Source organism: Streptomyces sulfonofaciens, from assembly GCF_014656295.1.
Lineage (GTDB): Bacteria > Actinomycetota > Actinomycetes > Streptomycetales > Streptomycetaceae > Streptomyces > Streptomyces sulfonofaciens.
Genome location: NZ_BNCD01000001.1, coordinates 366,391 through 381,850 on the forward strand (window position 1 = coordinate 366,391; position 15,460 = coordinate 381,850).

Below are 15,460 nucleotides of genomic sequence, written 5' to 3' on the forward strand. Positions count from 1 at the left end.
TTAAGGTTCTTGGGCCTGCGCTGCCCTATTACGGGCAGCGCAATCCCGAGGTTTTTCGCTTATATCACGGAAGCGGTTGGCTTGTTGGAGTACTCACCCAAAAGGCGAGTGAGCTCATCGTAGTCGGCCTTGAACGCCTCAGACTTCACAATCACTGGCCGCTTCACCAAGCCATAGTCTCCTATTTGGAATCTGTCTCCTCGCTGTACCCCCCACATCATGTCAGCTATAGAAGGCATTATTTGTTCAGCGACTTCGTCCTTACCTACACCCATCGCCGTATTGACACAGTATCTAAACCCTCCCACCGCGAGATCGAAGAGCGAACTCATGTGAGAGGCCCCGTCACACGTCATCGAGTAGTGGACAACCCGTTCGAGGGCCACCTTCCTGCCATCAGGCAGCAACAACGGCTTTTGGAATCGATCGCGCAAGTGACGGTACCCGAATTCTTCATCTATCCTATCTATGCAGACAGCACCATAAGCGTTGCCATGCTGCGCTAGATAGCGCAAGTCGAAATGCGATATCAGCGTATTGAGTGCGAATTCAACCTTCGCGCTGCCCTCTGCCCCTTTCGCGATCCCGTGATGCACGACATAGGCAAGCATCTTCACCCCAGCAGCACGGCCGGCCTTAAGGGCCTCACTCTTCGCCTGATTCCAATCCTGCAGTGAGATCTGCTTGGGTCGTGAACGCGTGTGGAACTTGAACTGGTCAGTATCGACGAAGCCGAATCGAGCACGAATTTCTTTTATTGCGTTGTGGCAATCGACAATTTGACCAGGGGTTCCGATTAGTCCGCCATATATGAAGAACTTCCCCTGGTCCGGCGTGACATTAGTTTCATCCGCGAACAACCAGTGCATGACACCCTCCCTGCCGAGCGTAGGAGACGGTCATATCACTTTTGCTGGTCTGCTGCAGTACTTATGCGAATCCCGAAGGTATCTGGACCCCTGGAGCTCAGTCCATGGGTCGTTCCACATCTGCGTCATGGCTACGATCAGCCGAGGTAGGGCCGCTCTCGGTGTTCCAGGAAGTGGCGGATCCGCAGCCGCTGCGTGTGGTGCATCGGCAGTTGGTCAATCTCCGCCGGCCGTGCGAACCGCAGCTCCGTGGACTCGTCCGAGATTGTGAGCCGACCCCCGACCACCCGGGCGGTGAAGCAGACGTTGAACTGCCTGCGCACCTCACCGTCCGAGTAGGCGATGACGTGACGAGGGTCGGTATACGTGCCCACGAGCCCGGTGATCTCCACGTCCAGACCCGTTTCCTCCTTCACCTCACGCACGGCTGTTCCCGGGAGTGAGTCGGTCATCTCCATACCGCCACCTGGTAGCGCCCAGAGATCGTTGTCCCGCCGGCGCTGGAGGAGAATGCGTCCTTCGTCGTCGGTCACCACGGCGGACGCGGCGACCACCATGTTGTTCGGCTCCGGTGCCGCCGGGTCGTCGTAGTACTCGGTCCTGGCCATGGTCATCCTTCTTCGCTTATCGGCGTCGCGGTTTCCCACACCGCGTCGAAGCTGCTGGCGTAGGTATCGAACATGCCACCCTCCCCGCTGCGGCGCAGATGCCACACGGGAGCACCGTAGGCGTTCACGCCCCAGACGTGGGCATTGACCAGCGCCTGGTCGTCCGCGCGGTAGATCGAGTTGTAGAGCGTGGTGGCATGGGTCCGGACCTCGATGCCAGTGACCTCGGCCAGCGGGCGGTAGTGCATGAGGGCGAGTCGGCAGCGGGACTCGATCCCGTGCCCGAACTTCTCCTCCATACCGCGCTGCTGAACGTTCGTGCTGTCCGGGTCGCCGACTGCGATGCGGACCGCGCACCCATCGGCAGCTCGCTCTCGCAGCAGGTCATTGAGCCGCGGGTACGCCTCGTGCAGGAAGACGGCGGCATAGACCAACACGTCGATGTGCTCGCGAGCCTGGGTCAGCATGTTCACGAAGATCGACACGGGGATGTCTGCCCGCTGGTCGTAGAGCGCCACAAGTTCCGGGCTGACGGCGCGGGCGGGGCGTGCCTGCCGGAGCGCAGGCCATAGAGCGTGCACGTCTTCTCCTAGTGTTTCCGCTGCCAGCATGGCCGTGGCGCGACGCGGCGTACGCCCCAGATTGACCCACCGTTCGACGGACTTGGGATCGACCTCGACCTTGTCCGCGAGGGCGGCGTACGTCCATCCGCTGGCCGCCATGGCAGCACGTAGCCTCTCGTTCGGCATCCCAATCTCTCCTAATACGCGGGGACGGCACTAGGGACGTTCTACCCGACGCAGGACGTCCCAAAGTGGGGTGCGTCGGGGGTTCTGGCGTCCTGCTGAGTGGCGGGATGCTCTGCCGCATGGCGAGCAACCAGCAGACCAGACCAGGCATCGGTGAACTGGCGAAAGACACTGCCAGTGGACGGATCGGCGTCGTCATGGATGAGGTCGGCGCCAGGGTGCAGATAAGGCCCATCGGCGGCGGTGTCGAGTGGGACGCCCTGCCGAACAACCTGGTGGCGCCGACCGCGCGGGAGGAACTGAGCGTCCGCCTTGCCATCAAGAACGGCAACAGCCGGGGTGGCCTGTGATGCGCGCCATCGGCCGGTTCGCGAGGGGTCTTTTCGTCATCGTGGTCAGTGGGTCCTGCGGCCTGGTGATCGGTATGGCCCTCGGTATCAGCCAGTAGACCGGCCGCCCCGAACGGGATGACACCTTCCCCGGCTCCCCCTTCCCCGTTCGGGGCCGGCCTTCCAAACCCCCGGTGGCCCGTGGTCCCCCCCTCGGCGACCGGCGCGGGCGCAAGTGCCAGAGCACAGCGACACTCAAGGAGTATTCGCATGACGGCAACGGCCAACGACCAGAAGACCGGTCGTGCGGTGGCTGGTGAGGAACTGCTCGACAGCCTCAGCCACTTCATGATGGTCCACAACGGACAGACGCGCGAGCGCGCCGAGCGGATCGCGGACCAGGCGGTGGCCTTCGTGGTGACCGCGGCGACCGCCACCGTGCCCATGGTCCCGTCGGACGACGTGGACCTCGGCCTCCACGCGCTCATCCTGCACACCAAGGAGTACGCCGAACTGTGCGATCGGTTCGCGGGCCGCTTTCTCCACCACAACCCCAAGCCGGGTGGAGGGGCGCGTGACCCGAAGAAGGTCGCCTCCTCCGCACACGCGATGAAGGCGGCCGGGTTCATGGTCTTCAACGACCTCTGGACCGTGGACGGCACGAACCTCGCGCAGTTCGACGCGGACTGCGGCCGTCCGTACGGTCAGGCGTAGGGACACGACACCAGCGACGCGGCCGGCCTCGGGTACGGCGTCGGCCGCGTCGCCCGGAAGGAGAACAGACGTTGCCTGGGACACCCCCCGAACTGCCGATCGTCGTGCTCGACGCACTCATGCCCACGGCTCAGCGCCTGGTCCTCAATCGCCGGGGCTCCATGGTCTGGGAGGTCGAGAGCCATCGTGGCCACTACGCCGTGAAGATCGGATACCCCATCCAGGCAACGGCCGACTGGCCGGCCCAGCCCTGGACGGCGCTCGCACCCGCACGCGAGGGCGCCGTGCTGTACCGCCTCGGCTTCCACGACTTCGCGTACGGCGAGTGGGACGGCGGTACCTGGAACTTCCAGCCGTGGCGCGAGGGGCTGGACCTCTATCGAATGTGGGAGCCCTGCCGCGATCCGGAGTCGCGCATCGAACCGGACCCCAGCGTGGCTCTGGGCTGTGTGGAAGCCCTGGCCGAACTGCACGCCAAAGGCTGGGCCCACGGCGACGTACAGCCCGCGCACTTCATCATCGGTCCGGATCGAACTCACCTGATCGACTTGGCATTGGCGAGCGGTGGTCGCGTACCCGAGGGGTACGACTTCCCGTTCCACGGCTGCCTCGTCCACTACGAAGCCCCGGAGATCGCGCGCAGTGTGCTCGCGACCGGAGTGGCAGAGCCCACGCGGGAAGCCGACATCTACGCGCTCGGCGCCGCGCTGCTTATCTCCGCCACGGGTTGGCGGGCGGTCGACTACCCGGACGACGCCCCACGCCCCGTGCAGCGGAAGGCCGTGGCGGACGGCAAGCGTCGGCCCGTCAAGGTGCGGGGTGAGCTGGGGCAGCTGATCGAGGCCATGCTCAGCCACGCTCCCGAAGACAGACCGACGATCTACGAGGTCGGCAAGGCCCTGAGCTGAATTCGGGGCGGGGCACTCCCTGACGCCGCACCCCACAACGAGAACCAGTCTCCCAAAGACCGGACCACCCCTCAGCCTGGACAGCATTCCGGGTGGTCCGGTCGCGGAAGCCCTGATCAGGACCCCGATGCCGATGGTACCGGGGCGATTGGCGCGCTCGGATGCGGGCGCCGCCGCACCCCGGCTCCTTGTCACTGCACTGGAGAGGGGCCTGACATGAGCCACCGAAAGTCGACCACGACGGTGGGTGCGCCGAACGAGCACCCGTCACGTGGGTCTCCAGCAACCCCGTACCGGCCTCAGCCACGCTTCTTTCGTGCGTCGCGGCCCACGCCCCGACCCGGCCTGGGCGTTGATGACACGGCCGGGCAACACGGCACGACCTGTGGTTCGCGGACCCTGCGGCTCTGAATCGGCGAGCGGTTGAGGGGAGTGATCGCGCCTGGCGCAAGGTCGGCGTGCTCCTGGTGCTCGGACTGGTCGGGTTGCTTCCTGAGTTGATCGTCCGCCTTGGCAATGCCGCGCGCTGAGCGGGTGGGGGCCGCCGGAGCGGGGCGGCAGACAGGAGCGGCGGCGGCCCGTGGCCGCCAGCGCCCGCGGCCCGCCGCAGGCGGGCCGCCTTGATCCAGTAAAGAAACTCTGAACAGCTCCGCCGTGCCGGGCCTCTGCCGGTCGTGCGGCCATGCCCTGATCTCGTCTTCCCAGCCGCTCGCAGCTTTCTGCGTCGATTAGGTCCGTTACACCCACATAAGCGCCTATTTGCTCTGGCGGCCGCCGAACTTTATCCACAGGCAAGGGCTTGCAGGATGCCGTTACGGGACCGGTCGGGACCTTCCCGGCCATCCCAGCGCTCGGCCCGCCGCGTGGCTCTGCCGGCCGAATGCGTGACGGCGCTCCGTGCCCAGCGCGCGCAGCAGATAGCCGACCGGAAGGCGGCCGGTGCCAACTGGAAGGGGACAGGTCAGGGCCTCGTCTTCACCACGAAGAACGGGACCCCCATCGAGCCGCGCAACCTAAACCGGTCCTTCGAGGTACTGTGCGCTCGCGCCGGAGTCCGTAAGGTCCGCTTCCATGACCTGCGCCACACCTGCGCGTCCCTGCTCCACGAACAGGGCGCGGACGCCCGGATGATCATGGAAGTCCTCGGCCACAGCTCCATCCGCGTGACCATGGACATCTACACCTTCGTACGACTCGACTCCCAGCGGTCTGCTTTCGACCGCGTGGGCCAAGCCCTACGGGAGGACGACGACACGAAGTGAGTGAGTAGATGGAGGCGAAACCGAGGCCCTAACTGCAACCCCGTGGTTTCGCACTTCCCGAGACGGAGCCCTCGCCGCGCTGGCAGGGGCTCCATCTCAGCACTGCCTACCTGGGTCAGCCACTGACCAGGTCAATCGTCTCTACCCGAGCGGACCGGATTCGGAGCGTCACGACGATGTCACCGTCTTCATCGACCGTGTAGAAGTCGATGAAGTCGCCAACGGTCTTGAAGCCGGCGGCTTCAACCTCACGCTGCCCGCTGAAGTCCTTATTGATCACGTACTTGCCCATCGCGATCAGCCCTTCGACTTCTTCGGGTCCCTGCCCGGCGGAACGGTGTTCTGCTCCCGCACCTGCCCGTTCTTACCGCGAACGCGAAGCTCTCCGCCGCCCTCGTTGGCCAGGATCTCTTTGGCCCGAGCAACTGCCGCCGCCTGAGTCGGCAGAAGTGCACTGGCTCTCTCGGCCCCAGGCTTCGTCACCGCCCAGCCATCGTCGCGCTTGGACACATCCCGGGTGTTGGGCCGGCCTGTCATGGCACATCCGTTTCCGGAGTCGGACGCGCGGTGCTGCCCGTCTTGGAGGAACCAAGAGAGGGCGATAAGGTCCCAAGGCGCGACCAACGCATCAGGCCCCATTGCCGTGTGCCCAACCCCAAGTTGGGCCCCGGCTGGGGCCTGTTTTGGTTTGGCGGATCAAGTGAAGCACCCCGGACGGCCCAGCAGCAAGCAAGACACCACAACATGTGCCATGGCCCAATAGGCACACCACAACATCTAGTGTTCGCGACGGAGCACAACACCAGGCTACCGGCACCCACCGACACCTCAGGGGGCTCAAGGGGAGCTAAGGGCCGGGCAGCCGCACCAACCTCCATCTGCGTCGCCACCGGGCGCAAGCGTCAGCCCCGCGATGGGCGCGCGTGGGGTTCGTGGTCCGCGGTTCGCATCGACAGACGCCCTCGCCGATCGGGGACAGGAGCGGTTGCCGTCAAACACTGCCGTCAAGGCAAAAGCCAGAGGCCCTGTGGATCACTCCACAGGGCCTCTGAACTGTTGTGCACTCGGCAGGATTCGAACCTGCAACCTTCTGATCCGTAGTCAGATGCTCTATCCGTTAAGCTACGAGTGCCTGTGTTCTCTTGTTCTGCCGCTCCGCTCGGCCGGGGTTTTTCGCCCCGTCGGCTTCGCGGGAACAACATTACATGACCCGTGCCGTCAGGCGAAATCCGTTTGGGTCAACCGTGCTGACCTGCGCAATCGTTCCCTGGGCGAGGGGAGCCGGCCAATGGGGCCGCACCCGTGGACCGCCTTCTTCCGGCGGGGAGGCAGGATGCGGAGAACAGCCGTCGAGGGCGGCCGGGCCGCCGAGGGCGACAAGGACGACAAGGACGACATGGCGGAGCCGAGGGGGAGACGGGCGCCGGGGCGTGCACGTGCCGAAGCCCTGGCCGAAAGGGGCCAGGGCTTCGGGATCATGAAGCGGAGGCGGAGGGATTTGAACCCTCGATGGGGTTTAAGCCCCAAACCGCATTAGCAGTGCGGCGCCATAGACCGGACTAGGCGACGCCTCCAAACCTCGCCCGCGCGAGCGCGGTGCGAGCAGATGATGACACAGTCGAGCGGGCTGTCACCAATCGGCCCCCACGGTACTAGGCAGGCAGCCCACAGAGCAAAGCCCATTCGGCGCGCAACGTCTCGGGGCGCCCGGCGTTAGACGCGGTAAAGCCGCGTACGCCCCCCGCGTACCCGTTCCTCCCGGAGCCGCCATGCTGCACCGTCTCGCCCTCGCCGCCGCCGCCTCCCTCGCCGCCCTGGCCGCCGCTCCCGCGATGGCCCACGCCGACGTCGCGCCTATGCCGCTGAGCCTCATGCCGCTGTTCGCCGACCACGACCAGCTCACGGTCACCGTCACCGACGCGGGCACCGGCATCGACGGCTCCTACGTCCTCGAATGCCGCCCGAACGGCGGTACGCACCCCAACCCCGTCGGGGCCTGCGGCAGACTCGGCGAGATGTTCACGGTCGGCCGGGACCCCTTCGCCCCGCTGCCCGAGCGCAGCATCTGCACCCTCCAGTACGGCGGCCCGGCCACCGCCCACGTCACCGGCACCTGGCAGGGCCGCGTCGTCGACGCCCGCTTCAAACGGACGGACGGCTGCGAGGTCAGCCGCTGGGACGCCCTCGTCCCGGTCCTGCCGTCGGCCACCCCGAGCTGACAGCCGCCCGCCGCCCGCCACCAGCCCCGTCCGGCCACCTGACCCGCCGACCCGCCGACCCGCCGACCCGCCGACCCGCCGACAGGATGCCCGACCGGCGGGATCCGGCCCGGCCGGTGCGCCGCGCCGGGTGCGCCGCCGGGTACGCCGGACCGGTTCCGCGCATCGGTGCCCGCCCTCCCGGCCCCGCCCCGTCCGCCCGAGGCCACGCCGAATCACCCGAAAGCCGTACCCGGCGGCCGAGCCCCCACCCCCGAACGTGCCCACGACGGGCCCGGCGGCCGGCCGAGGAGAAGCCCCACGGGCGACAGTGCATCCGGCCGGCGACCGAGCCGGTTCGGCGACCGAGGACCGGCCCGCAATCGAGCCGGGCCGGCGCTCGGGGACAGGGCGGCGATCGAACCGGGTCGGCGATCGGGGGCGGGGCTGCCCCCGGGAGGTGGCGGCCAGGCAGCACGTCCGGGGTGCCCCTCGGACGGAGCCCGGCAGGGAGGTTACGGCAGGGGGATTGAGGACGGGCCCGAACGGCAACAACACCAACACACCCGAAAGTCACGGCGCCCCGTCACCGCCGCCATGACCAGGCACAGGTTCCCGGAAGCACAGCTTCCACGCGCACCCTGCCCGCAACACCCCCCTCATCCGGCGTCGCGAGCGCAACCACTGCCCGTAGACTCGCTCGCGTGACACGCTGCGGGCGGAGAGGCAAGATGGCCCTGGCGGCCAGTACGGAGCAGTAACAAGGGAGGAAGCGTCGTCGTGAGCAGCAGGCCATCCCGAGGCGCTGCTCGCCTCGCAGCCATACTCGACGCGCTCCCGGACGCGTTGGTCCTGGTCAACGCGAACGGCACCGTCGTCAACGCCAACTCCATGGCCCTGGAGGCCCTGGAGGCACCTGGCACCGCCCTCGTCGGGCGGGGACTGCTCGACCTGCTGCCGCACTTCGACTCCCGGCTGATCCCCGGCTCGATGCGCCGCCCGGACACGATGGACGGGCACGGCCGCACCAAGCCCACCCGGATGATGGCCCGCCGCACCGACGGCAGCGAGTTCCCGGTCGAGGTCACGAGCGCGAACGTGGAACGCGGCCAGACCGGCTACGACACCCACGGCTACACCGGCGACGAACTGCTGATGCTGGTCGTGCGCGACCTCTCCGGCACCCTCGACACCGAGGCCGAACTCGCGCGTTCGCAGCGGCAGACGGAGATGATCCTGCGCGCCGCGGCGGAGGGCGTGGTCGGCACCGACACCGACGGCCGGGTGGTGCTCGTCAACCCCGCTGCCGCCCAGATCCTCGGCTACCGGGCCAGCGACCTCGGCGGCCGGGAGCTGCACAACCTCATCCTGCACTCGCGCGCCGACGGCGAGCCCTTCCCGTACGCGGAGTCGCCACTCGCGGACACCCTCAGGTCGGGCCGCAAGCACCGGGTCCGCGGGCAGGTGCTGTGGTCCAAGAAGGGCGAGAAGGTCTCGGTGGACCTGACCACCGCGCCGGTGCGCGACGGCGACCAGTTGGTCGGCGCCGTGATGACCTTCACCGACCGCCGTCCCTACGACGCGCTGGCCGCCGAGAAGGACGAGGAGGAGACCCGGCACCGCGAGGAGCTGGCCCGGGTCCGCGAGGAGCACGCGGCCGAGCTGGCCGAACTCCGCGAACGGCACGCCACCGAGCTCGCCGACCTGCGCGAGCAGCACGCCGAGGCGTACGAGGCGACCGTCGAGGCGCACGAGGAGGAACTGGCGGTCGAGAAGGACCGCTACGCGGCGCTGGCGGAGCGCGAGAAGGACCGCTACGAGGCCCTGGACCAGCGGCACGAACAGCTCCTCGCGGTCCTCGGCGGCTCCCTGCGCGGCCCGCTCGACGAACTCCGCCGCGAGCTGTACGCGCTGGCCCAGGACGACGGCGGCCAGTTGTGGCCCGAGGCCAACCAGGTGCTGCACCACCTCGCCGCCGGCTACTCCCGCATCACCACGCTCGTCGACAACGTCCTGAACTACCAGCGGCTCGACGCGGGCGCCGACCGGATCTACCGGCGGCCGGTGCTGATCGACGGGGTGGTGGCCGCCGGCGTGGACGGCGCGGTCGAACTGATCGGCCCGGGCCGCGCCCAGTTCGCCGTGCACGCGCCGCCGCTGGAGGCCGAGGTCGACCCCGACCGGCTCGCCACCGCGCTGGCCCATCTCGTCGCCGACGTGGCGGGCGTGGACGCCACCGGCAACGCACCCGTCACCTCCGGCGGCTACATGGACTCCACCATCGTGGTGGCCGCCGCCCAGCGCGGCGACGTCGTACGCATCGAGGTGCGCGGCCCGTACTCCGGCGGGGATCTGGTGCACGAGCCGATCGTGCGCGGCATCGTGCGGGCGCACGGCGGTGTGCTCCAGACGCACCAGGTGCCCGGCATGAGCGGTACCGCGTACGTGCTGGAGGTGCCGATCGGAGGAGTGGCGGCGCCCAGCGGCTTCGGCGCGGCGGCGCCCGGGGGTGCGGCGGCGCCCGGCGACGTGGCGGCGCCCGGCGGTGCGACCGCGCTGCCGGCCGCCCGGCCAGGGCCCGGCACGGCCTTCGCCCTGGGCGGCCCGCCCGCGGGCGCCCCTTCGACGGCAGCGGCCCTCGGCGATCCGGCCCTGGGTGATCCGTCCCTGGGCGGGTCCTCCTCCTACCCGGACGACCCTGCGCCCGGCGGGGCCGACCCCCATCCGGCCGTCCCCCCCACGGGGGGCGCGCCCGCGGTGCCGGGTACTCCCCAGGCCGCTGCGGCAGATGCGGGCCAGGAGCCCGGTGCGGTGCCGGCGCTGCCCCAGCAGGCGACCGGTGGACGGCGCAGGGCGCGGCGGTCGTCGGTGGACTCCTTCCTGGACAGCGGCAGGGGCGGGCAGGACGCCCCGGCCGCGGAGGACGACGGCACGGACGGTTCCGGTGCGCCCGCGCCGACCGGGACGGGGCGGCGCCGCGGCCGGCGCGCCGAGGAGGCTCCGGCAGGCCCGCAGCCCGCGAGCCCGGGCCCGGCGCCCGCGCCCGCGCCCGCGGGTGGCGGTACGGGACGCAGGCGCGGCCGGCCGGCGGAGGGCGCCGTGACGACGGCCGCCGAGCACGCGGCGGGCTCCGCGGCCCAGGGCCAGGCGGTACCCCCGCAGGGTGTGCCCGAGCCCACCGGGCGGCGGGCGCGCAGGGCCGTGGGGAGCGCGGAGCAGCCCGCGCTGCCGGCACCCGCACTGCCCGCGGCACCGGCCCAGGGCAACGGGCAGGGCCAGGGCCGGGCAGGACAGTCCGGCCAGGCAGGCCACGCAAACCACGCAGGCCACGCGGGTCACCCCGGCCAGACGGGTCACCCCGGCCAGACGGGTTACCCCGGCCAGACGGGGCGTCCGGCGGGGCCGGGCGCCGGGCGTCAGCCCGGGCGGCCCGGGCAGGCACCCGGCGCGCCGGAGCCGGCGGCCGCCGCGGCCGGCGTCCCCGGCATCCAGGTCCCCCCCGGCACACCGGTGGCACCGGGCAGCCCGCTGCCGCCCGGCGCGGCCCTCCCGCCGGGCGCCCCCGTGCCGCCCGGTTCCGTACTCCCGCCCGGTACGACGATTCCGCCGGGGGCGCCCGTCCCGCTGGCCACGCCGCCGGGTACGCCTGGTGGGCTTGGTGCGCCTGGTGGGCCTGGTGCGCCGGCGATTGGGGGCCCGCAGGGAGCCGGTGGGCCCGGCAACACGCCCGGAGCAGCCGCGGCGGAGAGCGGTGCCGCAGCACGCGGTGGCGCCGCACAGCCCGCCGGGCGCCGCGCACGCCGGGCACTCGCGACGGCCGGAGACCGCGCTCCCTCGGAAGTCGCCGCACCGCGCGCCATGTTCGCCCTGCCGCCCGCGGAGGCTGACCGCACCGCAGACGACACGGACGGCTCCGGCGGCCATGCGGCGGCGCTGCACGACCCGGCCGACGACCACACCCCGCCCGAGCCCCACCCGGTGGAGCCCACCGGCCGCCGCCGGGCCGCCCCCCGGCCCGGGCACCAGCCGGATCCACGCGTCGACCCCAGGCTCGGCCCCGTGCCGCCGTCGTCCGCCCGGCCCCGGCACACCACGACCGGCGCACCCACCGCAGGGCACCCGGCCGCCCCGTCCTGGCCCGGCCACCCCGCCCCGGCATCCGGCACGGGGCCCGCCCCCGGCGCGTCCGACCCCACCGGGCGCCCCGCGCCGACGGCACCCGACCAGCGCGCGCGGCCCGAACTTCCCGTCGCACCGACCGCACCCGCCGGGACCGGTGGGAACGGCGGGACCGGCGGGACCGGCGGGACCGGCGGGACCGCGGCAGGAGGAGCCGGAGCGCCCGGTACGGGCCAGCCGCTCGCCCCGCCCGGCACCGCCATGCCCGCCGAGCACGGCCGCCGGCAGCCGGCGGCACCGGCCGCCCGGGGTCCCGTCCAGCCCGGCGCCCCTGACCCGGACTCGACACAGGGCCGTGCGATCAGCGTCCGCACGCTCGGGCAGGGCGTGCCGTTCGGCCGCCAGGTTCCCGAGCAGTCCGCCACCGGCGGTCAGCCGCATGCGCCGTCCGGTCCCGCCCCCGCGCCGGCCCAGGCCCCGTCCCACCAGCCGGCCCCGCCGGCGGGCGGGCCCCAGGCGCCGGCCGCCGCGGCGCCCCCGCAGCAGCCCGTCCCGCAGCAGCCCGCCCAGGCGCCGGCCCAGAGCCAGTCCGCGGCACGCCGCCGCAAGCTCGGCACCCGGGAGGCCGACGGCGGCACGGCGGGCGGTGCGCACCAGCAGCTCGGCCAGGCCAGGCCGGGCGCCCAGGCGCCCGCCGCGCCCCCTCCGCCGGCCGCGCACACCCGTCTGGCTTCGGCGTCCGAGGGCGCCGGGCGGTCGTACGCGATCGGCGCGCCCGACCAGGACGCCGACGAGGGTCCGGAGCCGCTGGACGGCCCCGGAGGAGCGGTGGAGGTCTCCGACCAGCCGGCGCCGCAACCGCTGGACGACGAGCTGCCGCCCGAGCCGCTGGACAACCCCCGCCGACTGCTCGTCTGGCCCGCTCCGGACGTCTACACCCAGCAGGCCCTGAGCGACCGGGGCTACCGCCCGGTGATCGTGCACTCGCGCGAGGAGGTCGACGCGCAGATCGCCGCCTTCCCCGCCGCGCTCTTCGTCGACCCGCTGACCGGCCCGATCACCAGGACCGCCCTCCAGTCGCTGCGCCAGGCGGCGGTCGCCGCCGAGGTGCCCGTACTGGTCACCGCGGGACTGGGCCAGGCGACCCGGGAGGCCGCGTACGGCGCCGACCCCGCCGTGCTCCTGAAGGCGCTCGCGCCCCGCGACAGCGAGCAGCACCCGCCGCGGGTGCTGCTCATCGAGGAACACCCGGAGATCGCGGTCGCCCTGACCGCCGCGCTGGAGCGGCGCGGCCTCCAGGTCGCCTGCGCCACCAGCGACGCGGACGCGGTGACGCTGGCCGCGCAGATGCGGCCCAACCTGGTCGTCATGGACCTGATGCAGGTACGCCGCAGGCGCGCCGGAATCGTCGACTGGCTGCGTGCCAACGGCCAGTTGAACCGCACCCCCCTCGTCGTCTACACCGCCGCCGTGGACCACGCCGACCTGCCGCGTCTCGCCGCCGGCGAGACGGTCCTCTTCCTCGCGGAGCGTTCGAACAGCGGGGAGGTGCAGGCCCGGATCGTGGACCTGCTGGCGAAGATCGGCACGAACTGACAGCCGGCACGGGCTGAGCGGGCGGCACGGCCTGAGCGGCCCACGGCCTGAACGGGCGGCACGCACGCGCGCGTGGCGGAGTCCGGGCCGTGGGCATGCGGACGGGCGGGCGGGCCTCAGATGCGGGTGACGTCCAGCTCGCCGTCCGCGTACTGGCGCCGGAGGACCTTCTTGTCGAACTTGCCGACGGAGGTCTTGGGCACCGCCCCGACCACCGTCCAGCGCTCCGGAAGCTGCCACCTGGCCAGGCGGCCGGCGAGGAAGTCGCGCAGGGCGGTGAAGTCGGCCGTGGCGCCGTCCTTGAGGACGACGGTGGCGAGCGGCCGCTCGCCCCACTTGTCGTCGGGCACCGCGACGACGGCGGCCTCGGCGACGTCCGGGTGCGCCATCAGCGCGTTCTCCAGTTCCAGGGACGAGATCCACTCGCCGCCCGACTTGATGACGTCCTTCACCCGGTCGGTGAGGACCAGATAGCCGTCGGGGGTGATGGTGCCGACGTCGCCGGTCTTCAGCCAGCCGTCCGGGCTGAACTTGTCCGCGGGCCGCAGCGGTTCGCCGTCCTGGCCGCCGTAGTACGCGCCCGCGATCCACGGCCCGCGCACCTCCAGTTCGCCCGCCGACCTGCCGTCCCACGGCAGCCGCCGCCCGTCCGGACCGGTCAGCCGGGCCTCCACGCCGGCCGGGAAACGGCCCTGCGTGATGCGGTACGCGAACTCCTCGTCGGTGCCGTGGGCGTGCGCCGGCGGCCGGGCGACCGTGCCGAGCGGGGAGGTCTCCGTCATGCCCCAGGCATGGCAGAGCCGCACCCCCAGCTCGTCGAAGGCGGTCATGAGGGCGGGCGGACAGGCCGAGCCGCCGATGGTGACCTGCGTCAGCGAGCCGATGTCGCGCGGCCGTTCGCGGAGCTCGGCCAGCAGGCCGTGCCAGATGGACGGGACGGCGGCGGCGTGCGTAGGCCGCTCGGTCTCGATCATCTCCGCGAGCGGGCCCGGGTGCAGGAAGCGGTCCGGCATCAGCAGGTTGACGCCGGTCATGAAGGTCATGTGCGGCAGGCCCCAGGCGTTCACGTGGAACTGCGGCACGACCACCAGGCTGGTGTCCCGGTCCGTGAGGGCCATCGACTGCGCCATGTTGGCCTGCATCGAGTGCAGGTAGATGGAGCGGTGCGAGTAGACGACGCCCTTGGGGTCGCCGGTGGTGCCGGAGGTGTAGCACATGGCGGCGGCCCGGCGCTCGTCGAGGTCGGGCCAGTCGAAGTCGGTGGGCCGGCCCGCGATCAGCTCTTCGTAGTCGTGGACGTGCGGCCGCACCGGGCCCTGCTCCAGTGCCGCTTCGAGAACGGACGGCTCGCCGGGTCCCGAGACGACGATGTGCTCGATGGTGGGCATCTTCGGCAGCAGCGGCGCCAGCAGCGGCAGCAGCGAGCCGTTGACGACGAGGATCCGGTCGGCGGCGTGGTTGACGATCCACACCAGTTGGTCGGTGGGGAGCCGGAGGTTCAGGGTGTGCAGGACCGCGCCCATGGCGGGAGCGGCGAAGTAGACCTCGACGTGCTCGGCGTTGTTCCACATGAGCGTCGCCACTCGCTCGTCGTCCCGGACCCCCAGCTCGTCGCGGAGCGCGTGCGCGAGCTGTGCAGCCCGCTGCCCGACGGCCGCGAAACCACGGCGGTGCGGCTCCTCGTCCGCTCCCCGCCAGGTGGTGATCGTGGACGCGCCGTGCACCAGCGCACCGTGCCTGAGGATGCGGGTGACGGTCAGCGGTACGTCCTGCATGGTGCTGAGCACAGCATCCTCCCGGGCGGCGTGGCGTACACCTGCCACCGGCCGCCACCTGTACGCGCACGGACGGCTACGCGCGCGTGGGCGGCCTGCGCGGCAGTAGGGGTGCGGCGATTGTCCGTGCATACCGGCCGGTATGTCACTACCCGTGGCAATGATCGATCATGGAGAGGCGCGTTACGGCCATGGCGAGTCCGACTTGGGCGGCACTCAGGGTCGCTCCGCGGTCCGCTCGGACGGTGCTCCGGGCCGGTCCGCGGTCCGCGGTCCGCTTGGACGGTACTCCGGGGGCCGGCCGGACCACGCGTACGGGCGGGCGGCGCCGGC

General features: G+C 71.2%; 12 protein-coding genes and 2 tRNA genes. 6 read left to right on the forward strand and 8 right to left on the reverse strand.

All coding sequences use genetic code 11. From position 1 onward, the window contains the following. Positions 1-59 precede the first annotated feature (59 nt). The 3 genes from IE313_RS01445 to IE313_RS01455 form a co-directional block, all read right to left on the reverse strand. Positions 60-869, reverse strand: coding sequence for a hypothetical protein (locus IE313_RS01445; protein WP_189928989.1), 810 nt, complete (start codon positions 867-869; stop codon positions 60-62). A 137-nt stretch (positions 870-1,006) separates the two neighbouring features. Beyond that, a complete protein-coding gene (locus IE313_RS01450; RefSeq protein ID WP_189928990.1) occupies positions 1,007-1,477 on the reverse strand; it encodes an NUDIX domain-containing protein in 471 nt (156 codons plus the stop codon). A gap of 2 nt (positions 1,478-1,479) precedes the next feature. Further along, complete coding sequence (locus IE313_RS01455) at positions 1,480-2,226, reverse strand: DUF5919 domain-containing protein (RefSeq protein ID WP_189928991.1); 747 nt, start codon at positions 2,224-2,226, stop codon at positions 1,480-1,482. Between the two features lie 119 nt (positions 2,227-2,345). Here IE313_RS01455 and IE313_RS01460 point away from each other — a divergent pair, with 119 nt between their 5' ends. The 4 genes from IE313_RS01460 (at position 2,346) to IE313_RS01475 (ending at position 5,439) form a co-directional block, all read left to right on the forward strand. Continuing rightward, positions 2,346-2,576: a hypothetical protein gene (locus IE313_RS01460; protein ID WP_229924279.1), complete on the forward strand. Its 231-nt coding sequence runs from the start codon at positions 2,346-2,348 to the stop codon at positions 2,574-2,576. A 249-nt stretch (positions 2,577-2,825) separates the two neighbouring features. Continuing rightward, positions 2,826-3,269 (forward strand): glycine-rich domain-containing protein, encoded by a 444-nt coding sequence (locus IE313_RS01465; protein ID WP_189928993.1) that lies wholly within the window; start codon positions 2,826-2,828, stop codon positions 3,267-3,269. A 71-nt stretch (positions 3,270-3,340) separates the two neighbouring features. Continuing rightward, positions 3,341-4,177 carry a serine/threonine-protein kinase gene (locus tag IE313_RS01470; RefSeq protein ID WP_189928994.1) on the forward strand — a complete coding sequence of 279 codons (837 nt, stop codon included), beginning with the start codon at positions 3,341-3,343 and terminating at the stop codon, positions 4,175-4,177. Between the two features lie 806 nt (positions 4,178-4,983). After that, the gene (locus IE313_RS01475) at positions 4,984-5,439 is read left to right on the forward strand and encodes a tyrosine-type recombinase/integrase (RefSeq protein ID WP_268256675.1); all 456 of its coding nucleotides are present in this window, start codon (positions 4,984-4,986) and stop codon (positions 5,437-5,439) included. Positions 5,440-5,554: 115 nt separating this feature from the next. Here the strand turns inward: IE313_RS01475 and IE313_RS01480 are convergent, their stop codons facing one another. From IE313_RS01480 to IE313_RS01495, 4 genes are all read right to left on the reverse strand, one after another. Continuing rightward, a complete protein-coding gene (locus IE313_RS01480) occupies positions 5,555-5,731 on the reverse strand; it encodes a hypothetical protein (RefSeq protein ID WP_189928995.1) in 177 nt (58 codons plus the stop codon). A 5-nt stretch (positions 5,732-5,736) separates the two neighbouring features. Further along, entirely contained in the window at positions 5,737-5,949 is a 213-nt protein-coding gene (locus IE313_RS01485; RefSeq protein ID WP_229924281.1) for a DUF2188 domain-containing protein, read from the reverse strand. A 549-nt stretch (positions 5,950-6,498) separates the two neighbouring features. Continuing rightward, positions 6,499-6,571, reverse strand: a tRNA-Arg gene (locus IE313_RS01490). A 351-nt stretch (positions 6,572-6,922) separates the two neighbouring features. Further along, positions 6,923-7,013 (reverse strand) — tRNA-Ser (locus IE313_RS01495). Between the two features lie 195 nt (positions 7,014-7,208). On the opposite strand from IE313_RS01495, the gene IE313_RS01500 reads away from it, so the two are divergent. Both IE313_RS01500 and IE313_RS01505 read left to right on the forward strand, forming a co-directional pair. Further along, positions 7,209-7,658, forward strand: coding sequence for an SSI family serine proteinase inhibitor (locus IE313_RS01500; RefSeq protein ID WP_189928997.1), 450 nt, complete (start codon positions 7,209-7,211; stop codon positions 7,656-7,658). 759 nt (positions 7,659-8,417) lie between these two features. Beyond that, a complete protein-coding gene (locus IE313_RS01505; RefSeq protein ID WP_189928998.1) occupies positions 8,418-13,352 on the forward strand; it encodes a PAS domain-containing protein in 4,935 nt (1,644 codons plus the stop codon). Between the two features lie 116 nt (positions 13,353-13,468). On the opposite strand, the gene IE313_RS01510 is transcribed toward IE313_RS01505, so the two are convergent. Next, on the reverse strand, positions 13,469-15,139 hold the full coding sequence (locus IE313_RS01510; protein WP_189928999.1) for a long-chain fatty acid--CoA ligase: 1,671 nt from the start codon (positions 15,137-15,139) through the stop codon (positions 13,469-13,471). Positions 15,140-15,460 lie beyond the last annotated feature (321 nt).

Coding starts and splice junctions, on each gene's coding strand:
- IE313_RS01480 (WP_189928995.1), bottom strand. CDS start 5,731: ATGGGCAAGTACGTGATCAATAAGGACTTCAGCGGGCAGCGTGAGGTT.
- IE313_RS01460 (WP_229924279.1), top strand. CDS start 2,346: ATGGCGAGCAACCAGCAGACCAGACCAGGCATCGGTGAACTGGCGAAA.
- IE313_RS01500 (WP_189928997.1), top strand. CDS start 7,209: ATGCTGCACCGTCTCGCCCTCGCCGCCGCCGCCTCCCTCGCCGCCCTG.
- IE313_RS01455 (WP_189928991.1), bottom strand. CDS start 2,226: ATGCCGAACGAGAGGCTACGTGCTGCCATGGCGGCCAGCGGATGGACG.
- IE313_RS01450 (WP_189928990.1), bottom strand. CDS start 1,477: ATGGCCAGGACCGAGTACTACGACGACCCGGCGGCACCGGAGCCGAAC.
- IE313_RS01475 (WP_268256675.1), top strand. CDS start 4,984: ATGCCGTTACGGGACCGGTCGGGACCTTCCCGGCCATCCCAGCGCTCG.
- IE313_RS01465 (WP_189928993.1), top strand. CDS start 2,826: ATGACGGCAACGGCCAACGACCAGAAGACCGGTCGTGCGGTGGCTGGT.
- IE313_RS01445 (WP_189928989.1), bottom strand. CDS start 869: ATGCACTGGTTGTTCGCGGATGAAACTAATGTCACGCCGGACCAGGGG.